At 39.4% G+C, this 12,898-nt stretch carries 11 protein-coding genes and 3 pseudogenes (1 of these 14 cut by a window edge); all 14 read right to left on the bottom strand.

Translation table 11 applies throughout. The annotated features are described in order from the left end of the window. Positions 1–28 precede the first annotated feature (28 nt). The gene (gene prmA, locus HHK02_RS05310; RefSeq protein ID WP_181462838.1) at positions 29–988 is read right to left on the bottom strand and encodes a 50S ribosomal protein L11 methyltransferase; all 960 of its coding nucleotides are present in this window, start codon (positions 986–988) and stop codon (positions 29–31) included. Continuing rightward, a complete protein-coding gene (locus tag HHK02_RS05305) occupies positions 989–1,729 on the bottom strand; it encodes a 16S rRNA (uracil(1498)-N(3))-methyltransferase (RefSeq protein WP_181462837.1) in 741 nt (246 codons plus the stop codon). Then, a complete protein-coding gene (locus HHK02_RS05300) occupies positions 1,730–2,065 on the bottom strand; it encodes a hypothetical protein (protein WP_181462836.1) in 336 nt (111 codons plus the stop codon). After that, positions 2,066–4,303 (bottom strand): RelA/SpoT family protein, encoded by a 2,238-nt coding sequence (locus HHK02_RS05295; RefSeq protein ID WP_181462835.1) that lies wholly within the window; start codon positions 4,301–4,303, stop codon positions 2,066–2,068. After that, entirely contained in the window at positions 4,304–4,741 is a 438-nt protein-coding gene (dtd, locus tag HHK02_RS05290; RefSeq protein ID WP_003665822.1) for a D-aminoacyl-tRNA deacylase, read from the bottom strand. Positions 4,742–4,897: 156 nt separating this feature from the next. After that, positions 4,898–5,746: a fructosamine kinase family protein gene (locus HHK02_RS05285; protein WP_087215898.1), complete on the bottom strand. Its 849-nt coding sequence runs from the start codon at positions 5,744–5,746 to the stop codon at positions 4,898–4,900. Next, positions 5,747–7,549, bottom strand: coding sequence for an aspartate--tRNA ligase (aspS, locus tag HHK02_RS05280; protein WP_085650389.1), 1,803 nt, complete (start codon positions 7,547–7,549; stop codon positions 5,747–5,749). Further along, entirely contained in the window at positions 7,550–8,290 is a 741-nt protein-coding gene (locus HHK02_RS05275; protein WP_085650388.1) for an amino acid ABC transporter ATP-binding protein, read from the bottom strand. Further along, positions 8,291–8,953: pseudogene (locus HHK02_RS05270) on the bottom strand (amino acid ABC transporter permease); the annotation flags it as partial. After that, positions 8,954–9,475 (bottom strand): annotated as a pseudogene (locus HHK02_RS05265) (IS30 family transposase); the annotation flags it as partial. A 35-nt stretch (positions 9,476–9,510) separates the two neighbouring features. Continuing rightward, positions 9,511–10,032, bottom strand: a pseudogene (locus tag HHK02_RS05260) (IS30 family transposase); the annotation flags it as partial. Between the two features lie 129 nt (positions 10,033–10,161). Beyond that, on the bottom strand, positions 10,162–11,190 hold the full coding sequence (gene adhP / locus HHK02_RS05255; RefSeq protein ID WP_003672262.1) for an alcohol dehydrogenase AdhP: 1,029 nt from the start codon (positions 11,188–11,190) through the stop codon (positions 10,162–10,164). Further along, complete coding sequence (locus HHK02_RS05250) at positions 11,191–11,658, bottom strand: CtsR family transcriptional regulator (protein ID WP_013923834.1); 468 nt, start codon at positions 11,656–11,658, stop codon at positions 11,191–11,193. Further along, on the bottom strand, positions 11,659–12,898 hold the 3' end of the coding sequence (locus tag HHK02_RS05245; RefSeq protein ID WP_003672260.1) for an ATP-dependent Clp protease ATP-binding subunit. It continues 1,253 nt past the right edge of the window; 1,240 of the gene's 2,493 nt are visible here — the last part of the coding sequence; its start codon lies beyond the right edge, outside the window — the gene reads right to left on this strand; the stop codon is at positions 11,659–11,661. It lies immediately after the preceding gene.

Genomic DNA, 12,898 nt, shown 5'->3' with positions numbered 1-12,898 from the left:
GCTTAGTTCGATTCAGAATGGTAACCACTTATTTCACCTCGATTGGCTTGTGGGTAATCATTCCGTACCAGTCCTTCATCTGCTGTTCATCGTCAATTATAAATCCTTGCTCTTGCAACTTTTGACGAATCAACGGAGCCTTATCATCGATAATTCCAGAAACAAGGAATTTGCCACCTGGCTTAAGATTTTCATATGCTTGAGGAATAAGAGGCACGATGATTTCCGCAAGAATATTAGCAACAATCAAATCTGCCTGGGTATGGATCCCATCTAATAGGCTATTTACGCCAACCTTAATATCTTTAGCGACCGGGTTTAGTGCAAGATTCTTTTTTGCTGAGCTGACAGCTACTTCATCAATATCATAAGCATCAACTTTTCCTGCCCCTAAGTGCTTGGCGGCAATACTTAAAACACCAGAGCCTGTCCCGACATCGATTACATATTCATTACCAACAATTGTTTTTTCAAGGGCCTCTAGCATTAAACGAGTAGTTGGATGAGTTCCGGTACCAAAAGCCATTCCTGGATCAAGAAAGATTAATTTTTCTTGAGGATCTGCTGGCTCATATTCTTCCCATTGCGGAACAATCGTTAACTGATCCGTTACTCTTAATGGGTGATAATATTTTTGCCAAACCGTTGCCCATTGTTGATTATCGACAGTCGCTGCTGAGACATCATTTTCTCCTGGATTCAGGCCATAATCCCTTAATTTTGCTACTCGTTGATGGATAGTTGGCAATAGTTCAGGAACAAATACGTTTTGTGGGAAATATCCAGATACTGCTGCGCCATTTTTTCGGTGCGGAATTGATGATGGATCAATAAATTCACCGTGGTCCCCATACTTTCCCTCATGTAAGTTTGCAAAATCAGCGGCATCTTCAATTTGAACGCCTTGTGCTCCCATATCCGTCAAAATATAGCTAACTGCTTCAACAGCCTCACTAGAAGTTATTACCTTTATTGCTATCCAATCCATTTATGACAATTCCATTGCATATGAGATAGCCGCCATGAAATATAAAGGTGCTGTTTCAGTTCGTAGAATTCGTGGTCCTAAACCTGATGCTACCACGCCAGCTTCATTCATTTTAGCAATTTCATTTTCCGTTAATCCACCTTCTGGACCAAAAATGGCAAGGAGCGAGTCTCCCGGGTTAAGGGCATTAAATTGTTGCGCTAAAGCACTTGTTTCACCCTGTTTAGCTGATTCTTCCCAAGCAACTATCCGTTTGGTAGCGGGATAATCGGCTAACAATTGATCAAGATTTGCACTGTATTCAACCTGCGGAATTTTATTTCGATGGGATTGTTCTGCTGCTGATTCAGCTATTTTTTGCAGACGTTCGATCTTTCGTTTCTGCTTATTTCCCTGCCAATGACTAATGGAGCGAGCAGCATCGAAGAAAACAATTTTGTCTGCCCCCAATTCAGTTGCCTTTTGAACAATTAATTCTGGTTTCTCTTTAGTCTTTGGAATTCCGCAGGCAAGCGTTACCGAAACTGGCAATTCACTATCAGCATCTAACTTCTGATTGATTTTTAATGTCGCCGTTGGTTCTGTAGTACTAAGAGTCGCAAGGTAAACACAGTGGTCGGCTAATACAAGCTCAACACTTGTTCCAACCTCTGCGCGCATTACCTTTAACAAGTGGTGGGCTGCTTCAGATGGCAATGTTACTTCATCAGCTAGAGTTACATTAACAAAATAGCGTTGCATTTACTTTTGTTGACGCATTGCCCAGGATAAGTACGCAAGCGCTAAGTAAGCAAGGGCAAAATAATAAGTATATCGGGGCATAAAGAAATACGCAGTTATCAAGTAAAGGATTGGAAAAATGAATAACTCGCCCCATTTTCGCTGGTGCTTATAAATCCAATAACCGGACCAAATACTAAAAATACCATTAATAAGGATTAAGACAATCTCTACCATTACCACTCGCGTAACAAATGGAAGCTTATCAACAACGAGCGTCAATACAATCCCAATTAAAACACTAGCTAGCCATAATGGTTTGTCTAAATGTTCCCATGCTTTTTTCATAAAATTCATCTATCGAATAATTCTTTTGACAACGTAAACATCTGGAATGTTTTTTAAACCATCCATGATTAATTGCAACTGTCGTAAATTACGTACTCCGATAATCAAACTAATTGTTACCATCTTGTTATGGTCAACTTTTCCGTTAACTGAATTTAAGAAGCGAGTACTGTTATTTACTGAACGTAAAACATCATTTAATAAGCCATTTCGATTGTATCCCTGAACTTCCAAGTCAGCATTGTAGTTTGTTTTGTCGCCATTAGGATTTGCCCAATATACACTAACAATTCGTTCGCCATTCTTACGGGCAGCTCTAATATTCGGACAATCATCCCGGTGAACCGATACTCCCCGTCCCTTTGTAATGTAGCCAGTAATAGCATCTCCTGGGATTGGACTACAGCAATGACTTAAACGAACAAGAAGATTGTCAACTCCTTCAACAATTACGCCCTCGCTCGATGCCTTAGCCTGTTTTTGCTTTTCACGTTCATTTGGCTTCTCAAGAGTCTGGTGATCTTCTAGTACAGCTTTTTCTGCTGCTTGTTGGCGGTCGCTTTCAACTTGCTGACGGATATCAGCAGTAAAACGATTTCTAATACCAACGGGAGCCAAGTCACCAAATCCTAGGGCCGCAAACATATCATCACTACTATTGTAATGAGTCTCTTGAGCAACTTCCTCACATTTTTCATCAGTCATTAATTCTGCTGGCGAATATCCTGCTTCACGGAGTTCGTTTTCAAGAAGTTGTTTTCCTTCTTCAATGTTCTTTTCTCGATCATGTGCACGGAAGAATTGGCGAATCTTATTACGAGCTCGCCGCGTTGAAACCAAATCAAACCAATCACGACTCGGACCAGCTGATGATGATGAAGTCAAAATATCAACAATATCACCATTTTTGATCTCATAATCAAGGGGTACAATCCGTCCATTTACTTTAGCTCCAGTTGTATGATTACCAACTTCAGTATGAATTTGGTAAGCCATATCAAGTGGTCCAGATCCCTTAGGCATTTCAATTACGTCACCTTTAGGGGTGAATGCATAGACCTTATCAGTAAATATATCGCTCTGAATCCCCTGCATAAATTCATCTGTGCCTTGACTTTCACTTCGTAATTCAAGGATTTCTTTGACGACATTTAGCTTTTGGCTATCCTGAGTTTGTTGGATTCCATTAGTCTTTCCTTCTTTATATGCCCAGTGAGCAGCAACCCCATATTCAGCAATTTCATGCATCTTGTGAGTTCGAATCTGTACTTCTAATGGCCGTCCTTCTGGTCCAATAATTGTTGTATGCAAGGATTGGTACCCGTTAGTCTTAGGCATTGCAATATAATCCTTAAACCGTCCAGGCATTGGTTTCCAATTAGTATGGATCGCTCCAAGAGCAGCATAGCAGTCCCGGATTGAGTCAACGACAATTCGAACTGCAAGAAGATCATAGATTTGGCTAAATTGCTTATGCTGAGTAACCATTTTACGGTAGACAGAATAAATATGTTTAGGCCGGCCATAAATTTCAACATTCGGTCCTAAGTCCAAATCTGCAATCGCCTTTTTTATCAACTTAATTGACTCATCAATATAGTCAACCCGCTGATCGCGCCGTGAATTCATTAAATGGACAATCCGGTAATATTGTTGCGGATTTAAGTACCGTAATGATAGATCTTCTAGTTCCCACTTAATAGTACTGATACCCAAGCGATCCGCAATTGGAGCATAAATTTCAAGGGTTTCATTTGAGATGCGGCGCTGCTTATCAGGACGCAAATGCTTAAGAGTGCGCATATTATGAAGACGGTCCGCAAGCTTGACAATCATTACCCGAATATCCTTTGACATTGCAAGTAATAATTTACGATGAGTAGCAGCCATTTGTTCTTTATTTGATTTGTAACGAATCTTACCAAGCTTTGTATCACCATCAACGATCATTGCAATAGTTGGTCCAAAGAGTTCTTTAATATCATCTAAGGTTGCGCCAGTATCTTCTACAATATCATGTAAATATCCTGCACAAACTGTTTCGGGATCCATATGAAGATTAGCAAGGATCCCCGCAACTTGGATAGGATGAATAATATACGGTTCCCCAGATTTACGTCGTTGATCATGGTGAGCTACCTCGGCAAAATGATATGCCTTTTCAACTAAAGCAAAGTGTTCTTCATTCATATAAGAACTAACTATCTTTTGAACATCTTCATGTGTCAATTCCTTTTCTTTTGACATTTAGCGTTCATAAATAATTGTCGTGGGACCATCATTTTCCAGATCAATTTTCATCATGGCTCCAAAATGTCCGGTTTCAACAGGAATACCAGTAGCAGCTAGTTTTTGATTAAAAAGATCATATAACGGTTCAGCAATCTCAGGACGAGCAGCCTGTGAAAATCCAGGACGATTTCCATGCTTAGTGTCAGCATAAAGGGTAAATTGGGAGACTGATAAAATTGCACCATTAACATCCCGTAGCCCCTTATTCATCTTACCGTTTTCATCCTCAAAAACACGAAGATTAGTAATTTTATGTACTAAGTAGTCTAATTTTTCTTCGGTATCATCTGGAGCAAAACCGACTAAGAGAAAATAGCCAAGGCCAATTTTACCAACAACTTCATCATCAATTGAAACTGCTGCATGATTTACTTTTTGTAAAACGACTCGCACGAAGTCACTTGTGACTTCGTTTTTCGACGCGAAGCTAGCCTCTGGGAGCCCCCACAAGCAACAATAGGCCTCTAACGTTCGGTTTGCCGGACATTAGAGGCCATTGTTGTACTGCGTATTTGCTTTTTATGAAAGTAACTTAACTTATGTCACAGTTTAGTATTGACTTAAAATTTGATCGACTGCGCCACCATAGCTCTCGCCGAATAAGATTAAATGCATGCATAGGTAATAGAAACGATACCACGAAAGGCGTTCCTCTAAATGATCATCAAAAGGAAAGACGCTGCTATATGCCTGATAAAAACTATTATCGAAACCGCCAAAAACAGTTGTCATAGCTAAATCAAATTCACGATCCCCAAATAATGCATCTGGATCGATTAAGTATGGTTTATGATCGCCAGCAAATAAGAAGTTACCGGCCCATAAATCACCATGAAGAAGACTAGGGATGACTTCATGGTGTTGGTAGTAATCAGTAAATTTATTAACCATTTGTTGGTAATGTTCTTGTCGCCATTTATTCCATCGGCCACGTTGGCTTGCCACTTGTACTTCTGGTTCTAGGCGCTGATTAATATAAAAATCAAGCCAGCTTGAATTCCAAGAATTATCTTTTACGAGGGCCTTGGTTTGATGATTATCCATAAAGCCGAATTCTTCATTATGCTGTTGGTGCATTTTGGCAACTGCTAATCCCAGGTCGGCTTGATTACCCCAAGTTTCATCAAGCCAGTTTAAAATTAAATAGGCATTCCCATCGATTTCACCATGGTAAAGTGGGGTTGGGGTATTAATGACCTTACCGATAGCTTTGAGACCATTAATTTCATGACTGAAATAATCTTGTGAATGGTTAGGTTGGACCTTTATAAAGTACCTATTTCCATCAGTAGTTGTGGCTTGATATGCTAAATTAATATCACCACCACTGACTGGTTTAACAGAAGTGAGATTTTTTAATGGAAGGCGCTTAAACCATGCTATATTTGGACTTTCCAATTATTGTTCATCTGGATCTTGATCGAGCTTATAATCAATTTTTTCATCAAATTCAATTTTAAGATCATCAAGTTGTTGTTCACTAACTTTGCCTGGAGCTGCCGTTAATGGTTCAACTGCCTTCGAGTTCTTAGGGAATGGAATAACATCCCGAATACTATCAGCTTGAGCTAGTAACATAACCCATCGGTCCAAACCAAAGGCAAGTCCTCCCTCAGGTGGCATTCCCATTGTTAAGGCCTTAAGTAAGAATCCAAAGCGAGCTTCTGCACGTTCCTTTGTATATCCAAGAGCTTTGAGAACTTTTTCTTGAATCTTTGGATCGTGGATACGAATTGATCCCCCACCGATCTCGTTACCATTCAAGATAATATCGTAACTTTGAGCATGAGCTTTATGAGGATCTTCCCCATCTTCAAGATAACGTAAGTCTTCTTCATTTAGCATTGTAAATGGGTGGTGAGCGGCAATCCACTTTCCAAAGCCTTCATCATATTCAAACATTGGCCAATTAACAACCCATAAGTAGTTCCATTGGTCAGGCTTAATCATATCTAGCTCTTCAGCGATTGCCCGACGAAGGTAGCCAAGTGAATCTGATACAACGTGGAAACTACCAGCAACAAAGAGGATTAAGTCCCCTTCTTTGGCATCCATTTCTTCATTGATTTGGGCAACTTGATCATTTAAGAACTTAGCAACTGGACCATTGTAACCATCAGCAGTTACCTTAACCCATGCAAGTCCCTTTGCACCAAAACGCTTAATGTATTCTTCATACTTAGAAATGTCTTTCCGGGAATACTTATCTGCTCCACCAGGAACGCGAATTGCACGAACATAGTTACCATCAGCAACAGTATTAGCAAAAACCTTAAATGAACTGTCCTTTACAATATCAGAAAGATCATGAATCAACATCCCAAAACGAGTATCCGGCTTATCGGAACCGTACTTGTCCATGGCTTCTTGCCATTCCATCCGTGGGAATGGAGTCTTAACATCTACCCCCACGATTTCCTTCATTACCCGCTTAATTAAACCTTCTGTAACTGTTTGGATGTCTTCAGGAGTTGCAAAACTCATTTCAGTATCGATTTGCGTAAATTCTGGTTGACGGTCACCACGAAGGTCTTCATCCCGGAAACAACGTGCTAATTGATAGTACTTATCAACTCCGGCTGCCATTAACAATTGCTTAAATAATTGTGGTGACTGTGGTAAAGCATAAAAATGACCGGGGTAAACACGTGATGGAACAATGTAGTCACGTGCTCCTTCTGGTGTTGACCGTGTTAAATCAGGGGTTTCAACATCCATAAAGCCTTCATTATCATAATAATTGTGCACGATCGAAGCAACCTTACTCCGCAACTTCAAATTACGCATCATTTCTGGGCGCCGTAAATCAAGGTAACGGTACTTCATCCGTAAGTCTTCAGAAGCATCAACACCATCAGTAATATCAAATGGCGTTGTTTCTGATTTTGCTAATACCTTAACCTTATCAACGGCTACTTCAACTTTTCCAGTCTTCATATCTGGATTAATTTCTTTTTCTGCCCGTAATTGAACTTTTCCTTGAACCTCAAGAACATATTGGTTACGAACCGCATTTGCGATTTCAAATGCTTCTGGATTTTCTTTTTCGTTGAATACTAGTTGAACAATTCCTTCCCGATCCCATAAATCAATAAAGATAAGTCCACCTAGGTTACGACGCTTAGCTACCCAACCTTTTAAGACAACTTCTTGTCCAACTTGCTGTTCATTTGTATCCCCAGCATAATTTGTTCTCTTCATTTATTTCAAAATCTTTTTCAAAAAGTCTTGTGCTCGTGGGCTAGTAGGGTGGGCAAAAAATTCTTCTGGATTTCCAGTTTCCTGAATATATCCATCTGCCATGAACCAGATTTGGTCTGCTACTTCACGAGCAAACCCCATCTCATGAGTAACAACCACCATTGTCATTCCCGATTCAGCTAAATCGCGCATTACTTTTAGTACCTCATCAACCATTTCAGGATCAAGGGCACTCGTTGGTTCGTCAAAGAGCATTACTGCTGGACTCATCGCAAGGGCCCGGGCAATTGCAACCCGTTGTTTTTGCCCTCCTGACAGTTGATCCGGATATTGTTGAGCCTTATCGCTTAAACCAACTTTTTCTAGTAGTTCCATTGCAGTTTTAGTTGCTTCTTTTTCATTGATATTTTTAACTTTAACTGGTGCAATTGTGATATTTTTAAGGACTGTCATATTAGGAAAAAGATTGAAGCTTTGAAAAACCATTCCCATCTTTTCTCGCAATTGGTCGAGTTTTTTATCACTTAAGCCAATCAGATTCTGTCCTTCAAAAAGAACTTGTCCGCTTGTTGGTTGTTCGAGTGCATTTAAACAGCGGAGAAAAGTACTTTTACCTGCTCCTGAAGGGCCAATCACACAAATTACTTGGCCCTTATCAACATGTTCGGAAATATCTTTTAAGACAATATTATTTTTGAATTTTTTCTGTAAGTTTTTAATTTCAATCATTTTAGTGGGCATTTAGTGGGCATGTTTCATTCTCCCTTCAAAGTAAAGCAAAATCCTGGATAGTGTAAATGTGAGGATAAAGTAGATAATCATTGTGATGAATAGAGGTAAAACTCCTTTATAAGTTGCTGATTGCACTAATTGTGTTTGATACATCAATTCGGAAACACCAATCACAGAAACTAATGAACTATCTTTTAATAAAGTAATAAGCTCATTTCCTAATGCTGGCCAAATATTTTTAAGTGCTTGGGGCATAATCACATATCTGAATGTTTCGCTTTTGCTCATCCCCAAGCTTCGAGCAGCTTCTGTTTGTCCAAGTGGAATGGATTGGATCCCAGAACGAATAATTTCAGCAACGTAGGCACCGGAATTTAGTGAAACGGCAATAATCCCAGCAAGGAGAGCCGGAAGTGATTGAATAATTGCGCCAATCCCAAAGTAAACAAACATTATTTGAACCATCATTGGCGTACCCCGAAGAAATTCAATGTAGCAAACAGCAATTGAATGTAAGAATTTGTTCTTTGAAAGCCGCATTAGTGCAAAGAGAGTTCCTAATAGGAAACCAAAAATAACAGAGACAACTGTAATGATTAATGTATATTTAATCCCTTTAGCAAAGTAACGCCAATAGCTAAGAACAGTATTTTGTTTTTTATAGCTCTTCATTTAAATAAATAATACTGACCAATTGATTATTGGTTGATGGAGCTGTGATATCTCTTGGTAGAAGGCCTTACGATAGATATCCATTGACGAATGTCCATTAAATATAGCTCGTGGATAGTGATTCATCCAATCATTAGTCGCTATGATCTGAGCACTACTATAATCATTAATAGCTTGGCCCTTAGTAATCTCCTTCCGGAGAAAACGATTATTGATTTCATTGGATCCGCGTTCCCAAGGAGAATATGGGTCAGTGTAAAAAACATGGTCATGAACTCGCGTTAACTCACTAAATTCAGAACCATTATCAGAAGTAATTGTTTTAAAAATGCGATAGTAAGCATTCTTGCCAAGCTTCTGACGCAACTCAACAAAAAAATGATTCACTGCATATGCAGTTTTACTGGTAATTTTTCTCGTAATATTAACCCGTGAAAAACGATCAGTCATTACTAGAACAACGCTATCCTTGCCATCTTTATGACCTTGAATAGTGTCTAGTTCCCAATGACCAATTTCGGATATCCTAAATTTCAAGAATAAGTTAGCCACTGGACTTAAATAAATAATACTGACCAATTGATTATTGGTTGATGGAGCTGTGATATCTCTTGGTAGAAGGCCTTACGATAGATATCCATTGACGAATGTCCATTAAATATAGCTCGTGGATAGTGATTCATCCAATCATTAGTCGCTATGATCTGAGCACTACTATAATCATTAATAGCTTGGCCCTTAGTAATCTCCTTCCGGAGAAAACGATTATTGATTTCATTGGATCCGCGTTCCCAAGGAGAATATGGGTCAGTGTAAAAAACATGGTCATGAACTCGCGTTAACTCACTAAATTCAGAACCATTATCAGAAGTAATTGTTTTAAAAATGCGATAGTAAGCATTCTTGCCAAGCTTCTGACGCAACTCAACAAAAAAATGATTCACTGCATATGCAGTTTTACTGGTAATTTTTCTCGTAATATTAACCCGTGAAAAACGATCAGTCATTACTAGAACAACGCTATCCTTGCCATCTTTATGACCTTGAATAGTGTCTAGTTCCCAATGACCAATTTCGGACGACATTCGTCAATGGATATCTATCGTAAGGCCTTCTACCAAGAGATATCACAGCTCCATCAACCAATAATCAATTGGTCAGTATTATTTATTTGAGTCCAGTGGCTAACTTATTCTTGAAATTTAGGATTAGTCGTTATCGTTGTGAACAAAATCAACAACATTCCGACCAACAACCTTGTTATCCTTAAGTTCTTGGATCATATCATTAATTTCGCTTAACTTACGAGTCTTAACAATTGGGTGAACCTTACCTTCTGCACCAAATTGGAAACATTCAGCTAAGTCTTGACGTGTACCAACTAATGAACCAGCAACAATGATACCATCAAGAACAGTCTTAGCAATGTTAAGCTTCATGTCACCTTGTGGAAGCGCAACGGCAACAAGCTTACCATCTGGGCGAAGTGAATCAACTGCTTGATCGAATGCAGAGGGAGAAACAGCTGTTACTACAGCAGCGTGAACACCGCCAACCTTTTCTTGAATTTGCTTATCAACATCACCGTCATGACGGTTAATTAAAATTTCAGCACCATTCTTCTTAGCGGCTTCAAGCTTATCAGGATTACCATCAACAGCGATAACATGAGCACCAAATACGTTGTGAGCAAATTGAATACCCAAGTTACCTAAACCACCAGCACCAACGATTGATACCCATTGACCTGGCTTGATGTCAGCAACCTTTAATGCCTTGTACATCGTAACACCAGCACAAGTTAATGAAGTAGCTTCAACAGGATCAAGACCTTCTGGAACCTTAACAGCGTAGTCAGCTGGTACGATACATTGTTCAGCCATTGCACCGTCAGCAGTGTAACCCGCATTAAGAACATTCCGACAAAGAGTTTCACGACCTGTTAAACAATATTCACAGTGTCCACAGCCCTTGAAGAACCATGCAATTGATACACGATCGCCAACTTTTAATGAAGTAACCCCAGGGGCAACCTTAGATACACGACCAACCCCTTCATGACCGATAATACGACCTGGCTTCTTACCAAAGTCTCCAGCAGCAACGTGTAAATCAGTGTGACAAAGGCCACAATATTCCATGTCAACTAAAGCTTCACCGGGCTTTAAATCCCGAAGTTGAACATCTTTAACAGTAACAAAACCGTCTACTGGATCGTTAATAACAGCAGCTTTCATTTAACTTTCATAGCGAAGTCGATTCAAGAATGATACTAATATACGGGCGCGAAGTTGATCTTCAATCTTACTATCATTAACTGCTAGTGCTTGTTTAGATAATGCAACTAGCATTAAGTCTCCTTCACGTCTCGTAATCACGTCTTCTTCATATAACGTTCGAACAATATCAAAAGCATCACGTTCACGAACCGAGTCGCCAATTGCTTGAATAAGTGAGTTTAGCACATTTACGTCATCAAGTAAATTAACTCGCTCGATTCGAATATATCCGCCGCCTCCACGCTTACTCTTTACTAAATAACCATTTTGAATGGTAAACCTCGTTTTAATAACATAATTAATTTGTGACGGTACCACATCAAACTGGTTGGCAATCTCAGAACGACGAATTTCGACCTGAGCTGAGTCACCAAGTATTTCTTTTAAGTATGCTTCGATAATATCTGAAATACTTTTATTCTCCATTTATCTATTCAATTTTAATTCAACAGCTTTATCTTCATCTGGCTTTTTTACTTTAAAAGTAATTTTACCGTGATGCGCACCTACTGTTACGTCATCTCCAACATTGATTTCACCACTAAGTAGTCCAGTACTCAAATCATCTTCAACATGATCTTGTAAGGCACGACGAAGCGGACGAGCTCCATAAGCAGGATTGTAACCAAGCTTTGCAATTACATCAATTGCAGCAGGCGTAACTTTCAAGTTAATGCCTTGCTCACTTACCCGTTTATTTAAATCATTAACCATGAGTTTAACAATTTGATGAAGCTCTTTCTTTTGTAATGAATGGAAGATAATCGTTTCATCAATCCGATTAAGGAATTCTGGGCGGAAGTATAACCTCATTTGTTGCTTAATCGCCGCTGCCATCGCATTATAGTCTTGTGACATATCTTTTGCCCCAAAACCAACTTCTTTTTCATCCTGAAGCTGAGTTGCTCCAAGGTTAGAAGTCATAATAATAATGGTATTTCTAAAATCAACGCGCCGACCTTTTGCATCAGTTAAGTAACCATCATCTAAAACTTGAAGTAATAAATTAAATACATCCGGATGTGCCTTTTCAGCTTCATCTAATAAGACAACTGAATATGGATGTTGCCGTACTTTTTCAGTTAGTTGGCCACCCTCGTCATAACCGACATATCCTGGAGCGGCACCAATCAAGCGACTAGTACTATATTTTTCCATATATTCGGACATATCAATCCGGATCATATTATCTTCCGAGCCAAACATTGCAGCAGCTAATGCCTTGGCAAGCTCTGTTTTTCCTACCCCGGTCGGTCCTAAAAACATAAAAGAACCAATCGGCCGACTAGGATCCTTAAGACCGCTTCGTGCACGCCGAATTGCCTTAGCGACTACGGTAACTGCTTCATCTTGACCAATTACTCGTTGATGCAGAACCTTTTCCAAGTTAACCAATCGTTCACTTTCACTCTTCTTCAATTGAGTTAAAGGAACTCCTGTCCATTCAGCAACAACTTGTGCAATGTTTTCACCAGTTACTTTCAATTTGTAGTTATGAGAATCTTTTTGTTGAGTGCGTTGTTTTTTACGGTCAATCTTATCTTTTAGTGCTAACTCCTGTTGACGAAGAGTAGCTGCACGATCAAAGTCTTGATTATCAATTGCTTCTTCTTTTTGGGTTCGCAAATCTTCTAACTGACTTTCTAGTGAAGGCTGATGATTTTTC

The organism is Limosilactobacillus reuteri (genome assembly GCF_013694365.1).
GTDB lineage: Bacteria > Bacillota > Bacilli > Lactobacillales > Lactobacillaceae > Limosilactobacillus > Limosilactobacillus reuteri_E.
This window is presented reverse-complemented; position numbering and strand designations above follow the sequence as displayed.

Bases quoted from the DNA above. Each gene is read 5' to 3' on its own strand.
- prmA (WP_181462838.1), bottom strand. From the start codon at position 988: ATGGATTGGATAGCAATAAAGGTAATAACTTCTAGTGAGGCTGTTGAA.
- HHK02_RS05305 (WP_181462837.1), bottom strand. From the start codon at position 1,729: ATGCAACGCTATTTTGTTAATGTAACTCTAGCTGATGAAGTAACATTG.
- HHK02_RS05300 (WP_181462836.1), bottom strand. From the start codon at position 2,065: ATGAATTTTATGAAAAAAGCATGGGAACATTTAGACAAACCATTATGG.
- HHK02_RS05295 (WP_181462835.1), bottom strand. From the start codon at position 4,303: ATGTCAAAAGAAAAGGAATTGACACATGAAGATGTTCAAAAGATAGTT.
- aspS (WP_085650389.1), bottom strand. From the start codon at position 7,549: ATGAAGAGAACAAATTATGCTGGGGATACAAATGAACAGCAAGTTGGA.
- HHK02_RS05275 (WP_085650388.1), bottom strand. From the start codon at position 8,290: ATGCCCACTAAAATGATTGAAATTAAAAACTTACAGAAAAAATTCAAA.
- adhP (WP_003672262.1), bottom strand. From the start codon at position 11,190: ATGAAAGCTGCTGTTATTAACGATCCAGTAGACGGTTTTGTTACTGTT.
- HHK02_RS05250 (WP_013923834.1), bottom strand. From the start codon at position 11,658: ATGGAGAATAAAAGTATTTCAGATATTATCGAAGCATACTTAAAAGAA.